This is a genomic window from Arcicella sp. GW822-FHT02H01 (genome assembly GCF_058802005.1).
The window spans coordinates 2,030,378-2,047,426 of record NZ_JBXANT010000001.1 but is presented as its reverse complement, the minus strand read 5'-3'; the positions used below and the strand labels follow the sequence as shown (position 1 = coordinate 2,047,426).

Sequence of the window (17,049 nt, the reverse complement as noted above, 5' to 3'; positions counted from 1 at the left end):
TAGCAATAGCGGATAATAAATAACGAAAATAAGAAAATGAGCATTATCAAAAGACCAATTCTTACTGAGAAATCTCAGGGCTTACAGAAAGGCGGTCAGTACGTTTTCGAAGTAGCAAGCAAGACAAACAAAATCGAGATTGCTAAAGAAATTAAGAAAATGTACGGTGTTGAAGTTACGGCTGTAAACACACTTCGCCAATTTGGTAAGAAGAAATCAAGAAGTACTAGAACTAAAGTTACTTCTGGTGTTACTTCAACATTCAAAAAGGCAATCGTAACTATCGCTAAAGGTGAAGTTATCGATTTCTATGATGGAATTTAAATTATAATTTGAATTAAGCTAATTTGAAAATTTGGAATTCGATTTCATCTTCAAGTTATCAAATCTTCAAATTACTTAACTATGGGAGTTCATCCCGATAAATTGAACAAAGCACAGAAATGGCAGCTACTAGAAAATTAAAACCAACAAGCCCGGGTTCACGCCACAGGATTGCTGCGACCTTCGAGGAAATAACAGCCTCAAAGCCGTACAAGCCTTTGTTAGCCCCAGTAAAAAGAACAGGTGGTCGTAATGCAGATGGACACCGTGCCATGCGTTATATCGGTGGAGGTCACAAACGTCGTTATCGTTTAGTTGATTTCTTCCGTAATAAATTCGATGTTGAAGCAACAGTTTTAACAGTTGAATACGATCCAAACCGTACAGCTCGTATCGCTCTTATCGAATATGCAGATGGCGAAAAAGCATACATCATTGCTCCAGCAGGAATTGTTGTTGGACAAAAAGTAATCTCAAGTGCTACAGCAGCACCAGAAGTAGGTAACACTATTCCATTATCAAACATTCCAACAGGTACTATTGTTCACGCAATCGAGCTTCGTCCGGGTGGTGGTGCTGAAATGGCTCGTTCTGCTGGTACTTATGCACAATTGTTAGCTCGTGATAGCAAATATGCTACGTTGAAATTGCCTTCAGGTGAAATGCGTATGGTATTGTCAAGATGTTTAGCAACAGTAGGTTCGGTATCTAACAGTGATCACATGAATACCGTAATGGGTAAAGCAGGTCGTCATCGTTGGTTAGGTCGCCGTCCAAGAGTTCGTGGTGTAGTTATGAACCCAGTCGATCACCCAATGGGTGGTGGTGAGGGTCGCTCATCAGGAGGTCACCCTCGTTCACGTAAAGGTTTATTAGCGAAAGGTAAGAAAACTCGTACGCCGAAGAAACAATCAAATCGTCTAATCATCAGTAGAAAGAAAAAATAGGTAGATGGCACGTTCATTAAAAAAAGGACCTTATATTGACTACCGCCTTGACAACAAGGTGCAAGTCATGACCGAATCAGGAAAAAAGTCAGTTATTAAGACTTGGTCACGTCGTTCGATGATTTCACCTGATTTCGTTGGACACACCTTCGCAGTGCACAATGGTAATAAATTTATTCCAGTATTTGTGACAGAGAACATGGTAGGTCATAAATTGGGTGAATTTGCTCCAACACGCAACTTCCGAGGTCACACGGCAAAAAAAGATAAAGGCAAAAGATAATTTGGAATGCTGGACAATGGGATTTGAATTATTAAGATATTATTATCATCATAATTGAAATTCCAGACTCCGAAATCCGAAATCCGAAATCATAAAATGGAAGCAGTAGCTAAGTTAAATAATGTTCCGACTTCACCTCAGAAAATGAGAATCGTGGTAGACATGATTAGAGGTCAGAAAGTAAATAAGGCTCTCGGTATTTTAAAATACGAGCCTAAGGTTGGTGCAAGACACGTTGAGAAATTGTTACTCTCAGCCATTGCTAACTGGCAAAATAAAAATGAGGATGTAAAGTTAGAAGATGCTGACTTATATGTTAAAACCGTTACAGTTGATGGCGGTAGCTCATTAAAGCGTTTGCGTCCAGCTCCACAAGGACGTGGTCATAGAATCTTGAAACGTTCTAACCACATTACCCTTGTAGTTGCTTCAGCAACCGCACCAACAATAATCACAGAATAATTAGAGAAATAATCTAAATATCAAAAAATGGGACAGAAAATAAACCCCGTTGGTTTTAGACTTGGTATCGTCAGAGGTTGGGATTCTAACTGGTATGGTGGTAAGAGTTTTGCCGATAAATTAGTTGAAGACGATAAAATTCGTAAATATGTTGCCGCACGTATTCCAAAGGGTGCTATCTCTAAGGTAATCATTGAGCGTACTTTAAAGCGCATAACATTGACTATCAATACTGCACGCCCTGGCGTTGTAATTGGTAAAGGTGGTCAAGAAGTTGATAAAATCAAGGAAGAATTAAAGAAAATCACAGGAAAAGATGTTCAAATCAACATTTTTGAAATCAAACGTCCTGAGATTGATGCTAAATTAATTGGTGAGGCTATCGCACAACAATTAGAAGCTCGTATTTCATTCCGTCGTGCTATGAAGCAAGCTATTGCATCAGCAATGCGTGTAGGTGCTCAAGGTATCAAATTGAAACTTTCAGGTCGTTTAGGAGGTGCTGAAATGGCTCGTTCTGAAGGATACAAAGAAGGTCGTATTCCTTTGCACACACTTCGTGCTGATATCGATTATGCTATTTCTGAAGCATTAACTGTTTACGGAAAAATCGGTATCAAAGTATGGATTTTCCGTGGTGAAGTTTATGGTAAGCGTGATCTTTCTCCGAATGCTGGTATGGCTGCACAACAAGCTGCTAGTGGAGCGGATGCTCGTGGAGGTAACAACCGTGGTGGACGTGGCGAAGAAGGCGATCGTAAAGGTCGTGGAGGTCGTGACAACCGTGGCGGTGCTGGTGGTCGTGACGATGCGCAACGTCGTAATAACAACAATAACAACCGTGGTGGCGGAGCTAACAAACCTGGCGGAAATCGTCCTGGCGGTGGCAACAAACCAGCGGGTGGAAAGAGATAATTCGTAAATTCTTGTCAGTGGTCAGTAGTGAAATGTAAGATAAGGGTGTTCTTAACAACTCATTTCTTAATTCTTGAAGCCACCGACCCATAGACTTAATAAGACAATGTTACAACCAAAAAGAACCAAGTTCCGTAAGCAACAGAAAGGTAGGATTAAAGGAAACGCTACTCGTGGTCATGAACTTGATTTCGGTACGTTCGCTATCAAAGCTTTGGAACCAGGACGCATCACTGCTCGTCAGATTGAAGCGGCTCGTATTTCAGTAACTCGTGCCATGAAACGTGAAGGTCAAGTTTGGATTCGTGTATTCCCTGACAAACCTATTACGAAGAAACCAGCAGAGGTACGTATGGGTAAAGGTAAGGGTGCTCCAGAATACTGGGTAGCACGTATCAAGCCAGGAACTATCTTGTTTGAATCGGCTGGTGTACCTTTAGAATTGGCACAAGAGGCGCTTCGTTTAGCAGCTCAGAAATTGCCACTTCGTACTTCATTCGTAGTGCGTAGAGATTATCAAGAAGCACAATAATTTGAAAATTTGGTTAGTTCTGATTTGATGGCTTTCCAAAGTTTATCGAATCTATTAATACATATTCAGATTATAATATTCATAATCAAAGTCATGAAAAACGCAGAAATCAAAAAATTAAGTGCGGAAGAACTAGTAAGTACTTTAGCCTCTGAAAAAGAGGCTTTAGCTCGCCTAAAGTTTGCTCACGCTATTTCTCCAATTGAAAATCCATTACGTATCCGTGAGGCTCGTAAAGTTATTGCTCGATTGGAAACTGCTATCTCGGCAGCGAAATAAATCAATTACTGAGAAGTAATTATAACAGACCTCATCAATATAACGCTTGAGGTCAATCTTGTAACAACAATTAATAGAATCCAACGATGGAAGAATTAAAAAGAAATCTGAGAAAAATCAGAGTAGGGCGCGTAGTGAGCGACAAGATGGACAAATCAATCACTGTAGCCGTAGAAAGAAAAGTAAAGCATCCACTTTATGGTAAGTTTATGAAAAAAACTTCAAAGTTGATGGCTCACGATGAGAACAATGAATGTGGTATTGGTGATACAGTGAAAGTAATGGAAACTCGTCCACTTTCAAAAAATAAACGTTGGAGATTAGTTGAAGTTATCGAGAAAGCGAAATAATTTCCTTCCCAACAATCAATATTATTAAGAAGTTAAATTTTTCGTTAAAATCAGTATTCCAATCATAAAATGGTACAGCAAGAATCAAGACTCGGCGTAGCAGATAACTCAGGAGCTAAAGAAGTTCTAGTTATCCGTGTGTTGGGCGGTACAGGAAAAAGATACGCTTCAATTGGTGATAAAATTGTAGTGACTGTTAAATCAGCACTTTCATCATCAAGCATGAAGAAAGGTACGGTTTCTAAAGCCGTAGTAGTAAGAACTAAAAAAGAGATTCGTCGTAAAGACGGTTCATATATTCGTTTCGAGGATAACGCAGCCGTATTGTTGAATGCCAACGACGAGCCACGTGGTACTCGTATTTTCGGGCCAGTTGCACGTGAACTACGTGATGCAGGTTTCATGAAAATCGTTTCATTAGCCCCAGAGGTGCTTTAATCATAATTCGTATCATGGAAAGAAAGTTTAATAAGCAGCCAAAACTGCACATCAAATCTGGTGATACAGTTATCGTTATCGCTGGAAACTCAAAAGGTAAGACAGGCGTAATCAAAAAAGTATTAGTTGATAAGCAACGTGCTATCGTTGAAGGAGTAAATCTTCAAACTAAACACGTTAAGCCTAATGCAAATACTCCGCAAGGTGGTATTGAGAAACGTGAAGGTTCTATTCACATCTCAAACTTGGCAGTTGCTGAAAACGGCAAGCCAGTACGTACAGGTCGTAAATTGAACGAAGAAGGAAAGTTGCAAAGATTCTCGAAAGCAACAGGAAAATTCATTTAATTAAATCTCAAGTAAATAGTTTTGATGCATAATCAAAACTATCAATTGAAAAAGTGGGTCGGAAATCCACATAAATTTTCATACAATGACAACTACAAGACTGAAAGATAAATATGTAAATGAAATCGTTCCTGCTTTAAAGGAAAAATTTCAATACAAATCAGTAATGCAAGTTCCAAAAGTTACTAAAGTTGTAATCAACAAAGGTATTGGTGCTGCTGTGGCTGACAAGAAATTGATTGATACGGGTGTTGAAGAAATTACTCTTATCGCTGGACAGAAAGCTGTTGCAACAATTTCTAAGAAAGCTATTTCAAACTTCAAATTACGTGAAAATATGCCAATTGGTGTTAAAGTAACGTTGAGAGGACAAAAAATGTACGAATTCCTTGATCGTTTGATGACTGTTTCGTTACCTCGTGTACGTGACTTCAAAGGTGTATCAGACAAAGGTTTCGATGGTCGTGGTAATTATACATTAGGTGTTAAAGAACAAATTATCTTCCCTGAAATTTCTATTGATAAAGTAAGTAAAATTTCTGGTATGGATATCACTTTTGTAACTACCGCAAAAACTGACGAAGAGGCTAATGCATTGTTAACAGCAATGGGAATGCCTTTCTCAAATCAGAAGAAGTAATTGATTTAAGTTATCTGTGAACTGTTATTATTGATATTATTTTCTAAATAACATTTACCGATAACGGATACAGATAACCGATAACAAATAAAGATTCTCAACACAATGGCAAAAGAATCAGTAAAAGCAAGAGAAAGAAAGAAAGAAGCAACAGTTGCTAAGTATGCCGCAAAACGCGCAGCCTTGAAAGCAGCTGGTGATTATTTAGGACTTGATAAGTTACCTAAAAATGCTTCACCAGTACGTTTACATAACCGTTGTAAACTTACAGGACGCCCAAGAGGTTATATGCGTAAGTTCGGTATCAACCGTGTTACTTTCCGCCAAATGGCCTCTGATGGGTTAATTCCAGGGGTAACTAAATCAAGCTGGTAATAATTACCGCTTCAGATAATTGATAATTAAGTAATTAGAATTATTTTAATTATCAATTACTTGTCTTCTTAATTTTAATTCCGTAATTTTGCGAGCCTTTTCAGAAAAGGTTTCGTTTCAAATATCGAAAACAATGACAGATCCAATAGCAGATTACTTAACACGATTGAGAAATGCCATCAAGGCACGCCATAGAATCGTTGAAATCCCTGCTTCTAACATCAAAAAGGAAATCACTAAGGTGCTTTTTGATAAAGGATATATTCAAAACTATAAATTTGACGATACAACTGTTCAGGGTACCATCAAAGTTGCTTTGAAGTATAACCCAGTTACTAAGCAGTCGGCAATCGTTAAATTAGAAAGAATTTCTAAGCCAGGTTTACGTAAATACAAAGGTGCAACTGAGTTGCCACGTGTATTGAATGGTTTAGGTATTGCAATTCTTTCGACATCAAAAGGGGTTATCACCGACAAAGAAGCTCGTGTGTTAAACGTAGGTGGTGAAGTACTTTGCCACGTTTATTAATATTTCTTAACGCTGAAAGAAGTTTCCATTAATTGATAACCACTGGTTATGGTTTTTGGACTTCCATTTAAGCAAAACAAATTACAATCATGTCAAGAATTGGCAATAAGATTATCACGTTACCTGCTGGTGTAACAGTAACGGTTGATAAAAATCATGTATCAGTAAAAGGACCTAAAGGTGCTTTAGAACGTACTATCGATCCAGACATCACTGTTGAGATTGAAGGTGCTGAATTAGCAGTAAAACGCCCTACTGAACAGAAACGTCACAAAGCCCTTCATGGTTTATATCGTTCTTTAATCAATAACATGGTTATTGGTGTAAGCGAAGGATACAAATCTCAGATGGAAATTGTTGGGGTTGGTTATAAAGCATCAAATCAAGGAAACATTCTTGAGTTAAGTTTAGGATATTCTCACGCTGTATTTGTTCAGATTCCTGGTGAATTGAAAGTGACTACTGCAATGGAGAAAGGTCAAAACCCTAAAGTAACTTTAGAAGGAATTGATAAAGAATTAGTAGGCCAAGTTTCAGCGAAAATTCGTTCATTGCGTAAAATCGAACCTTACAAAGGTAAAGGTATTCGTTTTGTGGGTGAGCAAATTCGTAGAAAAGCTGGTAAAACTGGTGGTAAAAAATAATCGTAATTTGTAATTGATATGATTTGAAAATTTGAAATACCCGTATTTATACGAAGTATTTTGAATTTTCAAATTGACAAAATTCAAATTCCAATCGTGGGTCGGCAATCCACAAAACATATAAATATTACAATGGCTACGCAAAAAGATTCAAGAAGATTACGCATCAAACGATCAATTAGAGCAAAGGTTTCTGGTACAGCTAGCAAACCAAGATTATCAGTGTTTCGTTCAAATACTGGTGTTTACGCTCAAATTATTGATGATGTTCAAGGACATACATTAGCAGCAGTTTCTACAAAAGAACTTGGCTTGGCTAATGGCAATGTAGATAATGCTAAACAAGTAGGAGTAAAAATCGCAGAGAAGGCATTAGCGGCTGGTATATTAGCGGTTGTTTTCGATCGTAACGGATACTTGTATCATGGTCGTGTAAAAGCAATTGCCGATGGTGCAAGAGAAGGTGGTCTTAAATTCTAATTAGTCAATTTGATTATTTATTAATCAAATTCACAAATTTTCAAATTCAGAAAAAATGTCGCAATTAATATCAAAGCCAATAAAGGTTAACGAAGGCGAATTAAAAGAAAAAGTTGTTGCTATCAATCGTGTAGCGAAAGTAGTAAAAGGTGGACGTCGTTTCAGCTTCTCTGCAATCGTTGTAGTTGGTGACGGAAAAGGTATCGTAGGTTTCGGATTAGGAAAAGCTAATGAAGTAACTGATGCTATCGCTAAAGGTATTGAGGATGCAAAGAAAAATGTATTCCAAGTAGCTTTATTGAAAAACTCTGTTCCGCACGAACAAATTGGTAAATTCTCTGGTGGTTTCGTATTGTTGAAGCCTGCTGCTCCGGGTACTGGAGTAATTGCGGGTGGTGCGATGCGTGCTGTATTAGAATCTGCTGGTGTACATGACGTATTAGCAAAATCTAAAGGTTCTTCAAACCCACACAACGTGGTTAAAGCAACAGTTGATGCTCTTGTGAAAATGAGAAATCCACATACAGTTGCTTTCCAAAGAAGCGTTTCTTTAGCAAAAGTTTTCAACGGATAAGAGCAGTTTAAGGTTATGAGTTATTAAGGTGTACTACATTGTAATAACTTTTAACCCAAACTCGTAACTATAAGACCATGTCAAAGGTAAAAATTACACAAGTAAAAAGTACAATCAAACGCCCAGACGTTCAAAAACGTACTATGCAAGCTTTAGGCTTAGGCAAAATTAACAAAAGCGTTGAAAAAGAGTTGAATCCTGCTATTGAAGGGATGATTCGTGCGGTTCAACACATGATTGTAGTTGAGAATATCTAATATTATTGAGGTCTCCTCATTAGTATAGCGAGTTACTCCACAGGGGAGTAGCGTTTAGCAAACATTAAAAAAATAATACAATGAATCTTTCTTCATTAAAGCCTGCTCAAGGCTCAACAAAAGTTAGAAAAAGAGTTGGTCGTGGTGCTGGTTCTGGTTTAGGTGGTACTTCTGCTCGTGGTCACAAAGGTGCAAAGTCTCGTTCAGGTTATTCTCGTAAAGCTGGTTTTGAAGGTGGTCAAATGCCTTTACAACGTAGAGTTCCTAAGTTCGGATTTAAAAATATTAATCGTGTAGAATACAAGGCTATTAACCTTGATACGCTACAAGCTTTAGCTGATTCAATTGGTTCAACAGTAATCAACCATGATGTACTTTATAACAATGGATTAGTTTCTAAAAATGATTTAGTGAAAATCTTGTCACGTGGTGCTGTAACATCAGCATTAGAAGTAACAGTTAAAGGTTTTTCTGAATCTGCCAAAACTGCTATCGAAGCAGCAGGTGGAAAAGCAATTGTGGGGTAGTTTGAAATTATGAAAATTTGGAGCTTCAAGTTTTGTTTAATAGATTTGTTAGTTTTCAAATTTTCAAAATCCCGATTTTCAAATTAATTAGATAGACAACAGAAATATTTGAGTAATCGTGTAAAAACTGGCAACAGATTTGTGATTAAAGAAAAAGTTGAACAATTTCAGTTTTCATTCATTATTTGACGATTATTTAAACAGATAGCATGAACAAGTTTATTAACACTATCAAAAACATTTTCTCAATAGAGGAACTAAGAGGTAGAATCCTTAACACTCTGTTGTTTATCACCTTTTTTCGCTTAGGTTCTTATATCGTTTTACCAGGTATTGATGCTGCAAAATTAGAACAAAAAGGAGAAGGCGGTTTATTAGGTTTGTTGAATATGTTTTCGGGTGGAGCATTCAATAATGCTTCTATATTTGCTTTAGGTATTATGCCTTACATCTCTGCCTCTATCGCTATTCAATTGTTAACAATTGCATTGCCATATTTTCAGAAGATGCAAAAGGATGGAGAGTCGGGAAGAAAGAAGTTAAACCAAATTACAAGAGTTTTAACAATCTTTGTTACTGCCGCTCAAGCAACAGCATACCTACAAACAACTATTCCTGCAGAAGCAATCATTGTTAGTGCATGGTCGTTCCGCTTGTTTGCAGTAATTATCTTGATTGCTGGTACAATGTTTTGTATGTGGTTAGGAGAAAAAATTACTGATAAAGGAGTTGGTAACGGTATTTCAATGCTAATTATGATTGGTATTGTGTCTCGTTTCCCGGGATCAATCATCGGTGAAGCTCAATCTCGTGGAATGTCAGGAGCTTTATTATTTGTAATAGAAATTGTAGCGCTTTTCTTCGTAGTAATGGGTGCCGTAATGGTTACTCAAGCGGTTAGAAGAATCCCAGTACAATATGCGAAACAAGTAGTAGGTAACAGAACTTCATCTGTAGGTGGCGAACGCCAGTATATTCCGTTGAAGCTTAACTCAGCAGGTGTAATGCCTATCATTTTTGCACAAGCTTTAATGTTTGTTCCAGGATTGGTAGCAGGTTCTTTAGCTGAAAAAAGTGAATTCGCACAATCGGTAGCTCAGAAATTCAGTGATTTCACTTCATTAGAATACAATTTGTTATTTGCGTTCTTGATTATCGTATTTACATTCTTTTATACGGCTATTTCAATTAACCCAACACAAATTTCTGATGATATGAAAAGAGGTGGTGGTTTTGTACCAGGTGTTAAGCCAGGGGAAGCTACTTCAACTTTTATCGCTGATATTTTAGATAGAATTACTTTGCCAGGAGCATTTATGTTAGCCATTATTGCTATCCTTCCTGCTTTAGCAAGTTTATTCGGAATCACTCGTGGTTTTGCATCTTTCTTCGGAGGAACTTCATTGCTAATTTTAGTAGGTGTGGTATTAGATACCCTACAGCAAATAGAAAGTTATTTATTGATGCGTAAGTATGAAGGATTGATGCAATCAGGTAGAATTAAAGGTAGAACAGAGGCGGTTGCTCAATAACAATTTTAGGATGTTATTTCCTAAGCATTAATAAGAATGATTTATTTAAAAACAAATAGCGATTTAGAAATCATCAGAGCAAATGGTATTATACTTGGCCAAACTCATGCAGAGGTAGCCAAAATGATAAAACCAGGCGTAACGACTAAAGAATTAGATAAAGTAGCTTACGAGTTTATTAAAGATAATAATAGTACACCTTCGTTTCTTAATTATAACAAGTTCCCTGCATCTTTATGCATTTCAGTAAATGATGTAGTGGTTCATGGAATACCTAACAATTATCAATTAAGAGACGGAGACATTGTAACAATTGATGGTGGTGTATTTAAAAATGGTTTTCATGCCGACAGTGCTTATACTTATGCAATCGGTAATGTAAATGAAGAGACTCTTCTTTTATTGAAAACCACCAAAGAATCACTTTACCAAGGAATTGAACAAGCAGTAGTAGGTAAAAGAATTGGTGATATTGGCTTTGCTATCCAAACTTTCAGTGAGAAATTAGGTTTTACCATTGTGAGGGAACTAGTAGGGCATGGAGTAGGAAAATCTCTTCATGAAAAACCAGAGGTAGCCAATTATGGTAGAAGAGGAGATGGAGCAAAGCTAAAGGAGAATATGGTAATTGCCATAGAACCGATGGTAAATCAAGGAAAGAAAGCCATTCATCAGGAAAATGATGGTTGGACTATCAGAACCCAAGATAGAAAGCCATCTGCCCATTTTGAACACACAATAGCAATTAAAAAGGATAAAGCAGATATACTAACTACCTTTAAATTTATTGAGGAAGTTATTGCTAAATCAGAGTACATCGTTAATATTTGAAATTTTCAAATTGAATTTATGGCAAAACAATCATCAATAGAAGTAGATGGAATTATCATTGAGGCTCTTTCAAATGCTATGTTTAGAGTAGAGTTAGAAAATACCCATCAAGTGATTGCCCATATTTCTGGTAAGATGCGAATGAATTACATTAAAATCTTACCTGGTGATAAGGTGAAGTTAGAAATGTCTCCTTATGACTTAAGTAAAGCAAGAATTGTGTATCGTTACAAGTAAAATAGGCAGTTGGCAATTGATAGTTTTAGTAAACTTTACGGATGCTTTTGCAAAACTGTAATTAATAGAAACATTAATAAATACTACAATGAAAGTTAAAGCGTCTATCAAGAAGCGTAGTGCTGAATGTAAAGTAATCCGTCGTCACGGAAAACTTTATGTTATTAACAAAAAAAATCCAAAGTTCAAACAAAGACAAGGATGATTATTAACATGGGGTAGTTGAGAAACTTCCTTCATTTAAAATCTAAAAAGCTAAAAAAGTATGGCTCGTATTGCAGGGGTTGATATTCCCGACAAAAAAAGAGGCGAAATTGCTCTGACTTACATCTTCGGAATAGGTCGTAGCACTGCTCAGAAAATTTTAACACAAGCTAATATTTCTTTCGACAAAAAAGCTGGCGAATGGAACGATGAAGAGGCAAGTGCAATTCGTGGGATTATCGCTGGAGAATTCAAGACTGAAGGTCAACTTCGTTCTGAAATCCAGTTGAATATCAAACGTTTGATGGACATCGGTTGTTACCGTGGTCTTCGTCACCGTAAAGGTCTTCCATTACGTGGTCAGAGAACTAAGAACAACTCTCGTACTCGTAAAGGTAAGCGTAAGACTATTGCGAACAAGAAAAAAGCTACTAAGTAAAAATTAGGCTGAGTTTAAGGATATAATATTCTTAATTCGTCGAGTTCTAAGATGAGAAGGTTGCTCTTTGGAGAATGTACGAACTCAAAACTGGAATTGAACAAACAAAACTAACAATGGCACAGGCTAAAAGAAAAGACAAAGCAAAGAAGAGAGTTGTAGTAGTTGAGCAGCATGGTCAAGTACACATCAAAGCTTCTTTCAATAACATCATTATTTCTATTACTAACAGTCAAGGACAAGTAATCTCTTGGGCTTCTGCTGGTAAAATGGGCTTCAAAGGTTCTAAGAAAAACACTCCTTATGCTGCACAAACAGCCGCAACAAACTGCGCTGCCGTAGCTGTAGAAGCTGGAATGAAAAAAGCTGATGTTTTTGTAAAAGGACCAGGTTCAGGTCGTGAATCAGCCATTAGAACTATTTCTAATGCTGGTATCGAAGTAATCTCTATCAAAGATATTACTCCACTTCCTCACAACGGATGTCGTCCTCCAAAACGTCGTAGAGTTTAATCTTCATTAAAAATTTACTGGAAACGTTAATTAGTAATTATTAACGTTTTCTTTTATTTATCTTAATTACTTCATCGAACAAAAGAGGTTTGATGACTTTATTAATTTTAGAAATGGCAAGATATACAGGTCCAAAATCAAAAATTGCTCGTCGTTTTGGTGAGCCAATCTTAGGTCCAAGTAAAGCGTTAGCGCGCAAAAACTATGGTCCAGGTCAGCACGGTAAAGGTAAACGTGGTAAAGTTTCAGAATATGCTTTGCAATTAAAAGAAAAGCAAAAAGTGAAATATACTTACGGTATCCTTGAAAAGCAATTTGAAAACTTATACCACAAAGCGGCTGTAAGAGAAGGTATCAAAGGTGAAAACCTTTTGAAACTTTGTGAAGCTCGTCTTGATAACACTGTTTATCGTTTAGGAATTGCTCCTACTCGTCGTGCAGCTCGTCAGTTGGTTATTCATAAGCATATTCTTATTGACGGTGAAATTGTAAACATTCCATCGTATTCTCTTAAGCCAGGACAATTAGTAAGTGTACGTGAGAAATCTAAATCTTTAGAGGTAGTTTCTAACTCACTTGCTGGAAAAGCTGGAAAACGTTTCAACTGGTTAGAATGGGATACTCCTACAATGACTGGTAAATTCGTTTCTTATCCAGAACGTACTGATATTCCAGAGAACTTCAATGAGCAAGCAATCGTTGAACTTTATTCTAAGTAATCATATATTTTGACAGAGTAAATGGTCAAAAATATTCTGACAATTTAATTGAAAACTTTGTGACTTAGATTTTACATTAATGTGTAAAATCTAAGTTTGTTTGATTTTGTGTTTATTCAATATTAGATGTACAATAATTAATATTGTTTATTCTAAGGGTCTCGATTTTCTGTAAACTTGTAATATAGATGAATTCTTCTGAAATGTCAAGGTTTTATCGAAAAAATAGTAACCCTAAATGCTAAAATTACAGAGTTAATTCGTAAATTGCGAATTGATTACTCTATTCTTACACATTCCAAGGTAAATTACGCTACGAAATATGTCAATATTAGCATTCCAAATGCCCGATAAAGTTGTCATGGAAAAAGCTGACGACTTTCACGGGTTATTTGAGTTTAAGCCACTCGAAAAAGGCTATGGCGTTACAATCGGTAATGCACTTCGTAGAATCTTGTTGTCTTCATTAGAAGGCTACGCTATTACAAGCGTTAAGGTTGGCGGAGTTTTGCACGAATTTTCAGCCATTGAAGGAGTAATTGAGGATATGACTGAAATTATTTTGAATTTGAAGAAAGTTCGATTCAAAAAAAGTCAGGAAATCCTTGAGAATAAAATCAATGTAAGAGTGAAAGGTCAAAGCACTCTTAAAGCAGGCGATATTGCTAAATTTACAAATTATTTTGACATCTTAAATCCAGATTTAGTTATCTGTAATTTAGATGAATCAAAAGAATTTGAGATGGAGATTATCGTTGAAAAAGGTCGTGGATATGTTCCTTCAGACGAAACTAGAAACTCAGAACCTCCTTTTGGTCACATCCCGATTGATGCAATCTTTACACCAATCAAAAATGTGAAATTCAGCATCGAAAATACTCGTGTTGAACAGAAAACAGATTATGAGAAATTGGTTTTGGATATTGAAACTGACGGATCAATTCACCCTGAAGACGCATTAAAAGGTGCAGCATATATCTTGATTCAACACTTTATGTTATTCTCTGACCAAACAATGACTTTCGAGTCTATGAAGGCAGAAGAAGACAACGTGGTAGATGAAGAAATGCTACACATGAGAAAATTATTGAAGACTGCTCTAGCAGATTTAGACTTGTCAGTTCGTGCTTACAACTGTCTTAAATCAGCAGATGTTAGAACTTTAGGAGACTTGGCTAGATTAGAAATTTCTGACATGATGAAATTCCGTAACTTCGGTAAGAAATCATTGACTGAATTAGAACAACTAATCGAAGAAAAAGGACTTCACTTCGGTATGGATGTTGCTCGTTATCGTTTAGACGAAGACTAAGAGGCATTCAGCTTGTTTAGCAATCAAGGAAAATTAGTGTTTGCTAACTTTAGTAAACACTAATTTTTTAATTTTTAATAGTAGTAATAGGTGAGTTGATGCGAATTAACTTAACCGCAATGATGGCTTTTTTCCGCTGGGAACTAAGTGTGTCATTTCAAACTTACGAAACAATATAATGAGACACGGTAAAAAATTCAACCATTTAGGTAGAACTGCTCCTCACAGAGCCGCTATGTTATCCAACATGGCATCTTCTTTGATTCTTCACAAAAGAATCGAAACTACAGCTGCTAAAGCTAAAGAATTAAGAAAGTATGTTGAGCCTTTGATTACTAAATCAAAAGACGACAATACTCACAATCGTCGTATTGTATTCTCTTACTTACAAAACAAAGAGTCTGTTAAAGAACTTTTTGGTATTGTTTCTGAGAAAGTTGCTAGCCGTCCAGGTGGTTACACTAGAATTATCAAATTGGCGAATCGTCTTGGTGATAATGCTGAAATGTGCTTAATGGAATTAGTTGACTTCAACGAAACTTTATTAGCAGCTACAGCTGAGAAAGCAGTGAAAACTCGTCGTGGTCGTCGTTCTGGAGCTAAGAAAACTGAAGATACTATCGAAGCTGCACCAGTAGCTGAGGTTCCTTCGGCTGAAGTAGTAGAAGATGAAACTCCTGCTGCTGAAACTTCGGAAGAAAAAACTGAAGAATAATCTAACGTAGATTTTTCTATTTCAAAAAGGACTTTGACTTTGGTCGAAGTCCTTTTGTTATTTTGGTCGATTATAACTTTTACGTTATTAATATCAATATACATCCGTAATTTTGTAATATGAAATCATCCATCATAATACTTGTAACGCTTACTTTGCTTATCGCTTGTAAGGAAGAAAAGACCTCTTTTATCAATAAATATTTTGATTTAAAAACTACTATAAGCAATCAAATCAATATTCTGAATACAAAGAAACCATCTTTTAATAAAACTGTCTGGAGCAATAATATACCAGAAACCAAGCTTATCAAGATAGAAGACTGGTCAAAAGAATTAGAGCTATTCGTACAAACTGATTTGAATAAACCTGCTTATTTAAATAGTTATGACATCAATCAATCTGATTCTACCATCGTTTATACCCTAAAAGCGAAGGAGAATCTTCCAGTAAAAATTGTAAAAATCTATCTTCAAAAGGGAGCATTTACGGCATTAGAAGCCACTATTACCAACGAAAACTACCTTTATGAAACCGATAAGCATATTAAAATGACTTTGGCGAATGGCGTAGTCGACTATTATTTAATAGAAGGTACACAGAAACTAGTGTTTGGAGATAAAAAGGCATTTAAGATAGAAGCAAAAGCACAAAAATGATACAAAGGTTTTTAAAGAAAATAGCTTTATTGTCCTTTCTAATTATCATTAGTTTATATGCCTTGGCATTTGTTGTAGATAGCGGTCTAAGAAAATCTAGGAATGAATATTATGCCACCTGGAATGATTTATTCGATGGAAAAATCAATGCAGATTTATTGATTTTGGGGTCATCTAGGGCCGAGTTTCATATTTCTCCTAAAATTATTGACAGTACACTAAAGCTTAATTCTTATAATCTAGGCATGTCGGCTTGGCATTTCGATATGCAATTTGCACGATTTAAATTGTATTTGGCTCATAATAAAAAGCCTAAATATATTATTCATAATGTAGATGCATATGGTTTTTCCAAACGTGCTGATGTAGTAAATCCAGAACAGTTTCTACCTTTTATCAACGAGCCAATCATAACGGAAACTACACGTGGACATAAAGGTGAGTTTGATGAATATCAACAAAACATACCCCTACTAAAGTATAAAAATCAACAGGCTTTGGCTTGGGAAGGCATTTGTAATTTTGTGAATTTTACTTCACTATACGATACTACTACTAAATATAAGGGTTACAGAGGCAATGCTTATGAATGGAATCAGGATTTTGAAAGGTTTAAAAAGCGGTATCCGAAAGGAGTGAGGTATACGTTCGATAAGACTATCACAAAACAGTTTGAAGACTATTTAGCTTTTTGCGAGAAACAACACATAAAAGTGGTGTTATTGTATGCTCCTGAGTATTACGAAGTACAGCCTTTGTATAAAAATAAGTATATCATGATTAATATGTGTAAAAATGTATCTGAACGATATCACTGTTATTTTTTAGATTATTCAAAGGATTCACTCTGTTATCAACAGAAGTATTTTTATAATTCTCAACATTTGAATAAATATGGAGCGGAGATTTTCTCTCAAAAATTAGCGTTGGATATCAGGAAACTGCTTCATATTTAATTGAAACGCTTGATTAAATTCCTGCAAGAT

29 protein-coding genes are annotated in these 17,049 nt (G+C 36.2%); all 29 read left to right on the top strand.

The genetic code is table 11. From position 1 onward, the window contains the following. Positions 1-36: 36 nt before the first annotated feature. The 29 genes from rplW to AC1RNE_RS08625 all read left to right on the top strand — a co-directional run bounded on the left by rplW (position 37) and on the right by AC1RNE_RS08625 (position 17,019). On the top strand, positions 37-324 hold the full coding sequence (gene rplW / locus AC1RNE_RS08765; protein ID WP_492800614.1) for a 50S ribosomal protein L23: 288 nt from the start codon (positions 37-39) through the stop codon (positions 322-324). 119 nt (positions 325-443) lie between these two features. Then, positions 444-1,271 carry a 50S ribosomal protein L2 gene (gene rplB, locus AC1RNE_RS08760; RefSeq protein WP_492800613.1) on the top strand — a complete coding sequence of 276 codons (828 nt, stop codon included), beginning with the start codon at positions 444-446 and terminating at the stop codon, positions 1,269-1,271. Between the two features lie 4 nt (positions 1,272-1,275). Further along, positions 1,276-1,554: a 30S ribosomal protein S19 gene (gene rpsS, locus AC1RNE_RS08755; protein WP_184128536.1), complete on the top strand. Its 279-nt coding sequence runs from the start codon at positions 1,276-1,278 to the stop codon at positions 1,552-1,554. Positions 1,555-1,650: 96 nt separating this feature from the next. Next, entirely contained in the window at positions 1,651-2,016 is a 366-nt protein-coding gene (gene rplV / locus AC1RNE_RS08750) for a 50S ribosomal protein L22 (protein WP_184128552.1), read from the top strand. A 27-nt stretch (positions 2,017-2,043) separates the two neighbouring features. Further along, positions 2,044-2,931: a 30S ribosomal protein S3 gene (gene rpsC / locus AC1RNE_RS08745; RefSeq protein WP_309913318.1), complete on the top strand. Its 888-nt coding sequence runs from the start codon at positions 2,044-2,046 to the stop codon at positions 2,929-2,931. 106 nt (positions 2,932-3,037) lie between these two features. Continuing rightward, positions 3,038-3,463, top strand: a complete 426-nt coding sequence (gene rplP, locus AC1RNE_RS08740; protein ID WP_184128559.1) for a 50S ribosomal protein L16 — start codon at positions 3,038-3,040, stop codon at positions 3,461-3,463. Positions 3,464-3,556: 93 nt separating this feature from the next. Beyond that, positions 3,557-3,742, top strand: a complete 186-nt coding sequence (gene rpmC, locus AC1RNE_RS08735; RefSeq protein WP_323257062.1) for a 50S ribosomal protein L29 — start codon at positions 3,557-3,559, stop codon at positions 3,740-3,742. Between the two features lie 86 nt (positions 3,743-3,828). After that, on the top strand, positions 3,829-4,092 hold the full coding sequence (gene rpsQ, locus AC1RNE_RS08730) for a 30S ribosomal protein S17 (protein WP_184128565.1): 264 nt from the start codon (positions 3,829-3,831) through the stop codon (positions 4,090-4,092). A gap of 69 nt (positions 4,093-4,161) precedes the next feature. Next, positions 4,162-4,530: a 50S ribosomal protein L14 gene (gene rplN, locus AC1RNE_RS08725; RefSeq protein WP_184128569.1), complete on the top strand. Its 369-nt coding sequence runs from the start codon at positions 4,162-4,164 to the stop codon at positions 4,528-4,530. A gap of 14 nt (positions 4,531-4,544) precedes the next feature. Continuing rightward, positions 4,545-4,877, top strand: coding sequence for a 50S ribosomal protein L24 (gene rplX, locus AC1RNE_RS08720; RefSeq protein WP_309913327.1), 333 nt, complete (start codon positions 4,545-4,547; stop codon positions 4,875-4,877). A gap of 85 nt (positions 4,878-4,962) precedes the next feature. Further along, positions 4,963-5,517: a 50S ribosomal protein L5 gene (gene rplE, locus AC1RNE_RS08715; RefSeq protein ID WP_184128576.1), complete on the top strand. Its 555-nt coding sequence runs from the start codon at positions 4,963-4,965 to the stop codon at positions 5,515-5,517. Between the two features lie 105 nt (positions 5,518-5,622). Then, positions 5,623-5,892: a 30S ribosomal protein S14 gene (rpsN, locus tag AC1RNE_RS08710; protein WP_109741979.1), complete on the top strand. Its 270-nt coding sequence runs from the start codon at positions 5,623-5,625 to the stop codon at positions 5,890-5,892. A 133-nt stretch (positions 5,893-6,025) separates the two neighbouring features. Further along, positions 6,026-6,421 carry a 30S ribosomal protein S8 gene (rpsH, locus tag AC1RNE_RS08705; RefSeq protein ID WP_184128579.1) on the top strand — a complete coding sequence of 132 codons (396 nt, stop codon included), beginning with the start codon at positions 6,026-6,028 and terminating at the stop codon, positions 6,419-6,421. Between the two features lie 89 nt (positions 6,422-6,510). Then, entirely contained in the window at positions 6,511-7,065 is a 555-nt protein-coding gene (rplF, locus tag AC1RNE_RS08700; protein ID WP_492800612.1) for a 50S ribosomal protein L6, read from the top strand. Between the two features lie 132 nt (positions 7,066-7,197). After that, the gene (gene rplR / locus AC1RNE_RS08695) at positions 7,198-7,545 is read left to right on the top strand and encodes a 50S ribosomal protein L18 (protein WP_492800611.1); all 348 of its coding nucleotides are present in this window, start codon (positions 7,198-7,200) and stop codon (positions 7,543-7,545) included. Between the two features lie 55 nt (positions 7,546-7,600). After that, entirely contained in the window at positions 7,601-8,119 is a 519-nt protein-coding gene (gene rpsE / locus AC1RNE_RS08690) for a 30S ribosomal protein S5 (RefSeq protein ID WP_309913337.1), read from the top strand. 77 nt (positions 8,120-8,196) lie between these two features. Continuing rightward, positions 8,197-8,376, top strand: coding sequence for a 50S ribosomal protein L30 (rpmD, locus tag AC1RNE_RS08685; protein ID WP_309913340.1), 180 nt, complete (start codon positions 8,197-8,199; stop codon positions 8,374-8,376). Positions 8,377-8,456: 80 nt separating this feature from the next. After that, entirely contained in the window at positions 8,457-8,903 is a 447-nt protein-coding gene (rplO, locus tag AC1RNE_RS08680; protein WP_492800610.1) for a 50S ribosomal protein L15, read from the top strand. 209 nt (positions 8,904-9,112) lie between these two features. Further along, positions 9,113-10,435 (top strand): preprotein translocase subunit SecY, encoded by a 1,323-nt coding sequence (secY, locus tag AC1RNE_RS08675; protein WP_309913348.1) that lies wholly within the window; start codon positions 9,113-9,115, stop codon positions 10,433-10,435. A 36-nt stretch (positions 10,436-10,471) separates the two neighbouring features. Further along, a complete protein-coding gene (map, locus tag AC1RNE_RS08670) occupies positions 10,472-11,266 on the top strand; it encodes a type I methionyl aminopeptidase (RefSeq protein WP_492800609.1) in 795 nt (264 codons plus the stop codon). A gap of 18 nt (positions 11,267-11,284) precedes the next feature. After that, the gene (infA, locus tag AC1RNE_RS08665; RefSeq protein ID WP_095160735.1) at positions 11,285-11,503 is read left to right on the top strand and encodes a translation initiation factor IF-1; all 219 of its coding nucleotides are present in this window, start codon (positions 11,285-11,287) and stop codon (positions 11,501-11,503) included. A gap of 88 nt (positions 11,504-11,591) precedes the next feature. Beyond that, positions 11,592-11,708 carry a 50S ribosomal protein L36 gene (gene rpmJ, locus AC1RNE_RS08660; protein ID WP_109324399.1) on the top strand — a complete coding sequence of 39 codons (117 nt, stop codon included), beginning with the start codon at positions 11,592-11,594 and terminating at the stop codon, positions 11,706-11,708. Positions 11,709-11,768: 60 nt separating this feature from the next. Next, positions 11,769-12,146 carry a 30S ribosomal protein S13 gene (gene rpsM / locus AC1RNE_RS08655; RefSeq protein WP_492800608.1) on the top strand — a complete coding sequence of 126 codons (378 nt, stop codon included), beginning with the start codon at positions 11,769-11,771 and terminating at the stop codon, positions 12,144-12,146. A 116-nt stretch (positions 12,147-12,262) separates the two neighbouring features. Further along, a complete protein-coding gene (rpsK, locus tag AC1RNE_RS08650; protein ID WP_184128614.1) occupies positions 12,263-12,658 on the top strand; it encodes a 30S ribosomal protein S11 in 396 nt (131 codons plus the stop codon). A 113-nt stretch (positions 12,659-12,771) separates the two neighbouring features. Continuing rightward, positions 12,772-13,377 (top strand): 30S ribosomal protein S4, encoded by a 606-nt coding sequence (gene rpsD, locus AC1RNE_RS08645; protein WP_492803619.1) that lies wholly within the window; start codon positions 12,772-12,774, stop codon positions 13,375-13,377. A gap of 322 nt (positions 13,378-13,699) precedes the next feature. Further along, positions 13,700-14,689 (top strand): DNA-directed RNA polymerase subunit alpha, encoded by a 990-nt coding sequence (locus AC1RNE_RS08640; RefSeq protein WP_309913354.1) that lies wholly within the window; start codon positions 13,700-13,702, stop codon positions 14,687-14,689. Positions 14,690-14,867: 178 nt separating this feature from the next. Next, positions 14,868-15,404 (top strand): 50S ribosomal protein L17, encoded by a 537-nt coding sequence (gene rplQ / locus AC1RNE_RS08635; protein ID WP_309913356.1) that lies wholly within the window; start codon positions 14,868-14,870, stop codon positions 15,402-15,404. A 119-nt stretch (positions 15,405-15,523) separates the two neighbouring features. Next, positions 15,524-16,063, top strand: a complete 540-nt coding sequence (locus AC1RNE_RS08630; protein WP_492800607.1) for a hypothetical protein — start codon at positions 15,524-15,526, stop codon at positions 16,061-16,063. Beyond that, positions 16,060-17,019 (top strand): hypothetical protein, encoded by a 960-nt coding sequence (locus AC1RNE_RS08625; RefSeq protein ID WP_492800606.1) that lies wholly within the window; start codon positions 16,060-16,062, stop codon positions 17,017-17,019. The genes AC1RNE_RS08630 and AC1RNE_RS08625 overlap by 4 nt, the downstream gene beginning before the upstream one ends. Positions 17,020-17,049: the final 30 nt, after the last annotated feature.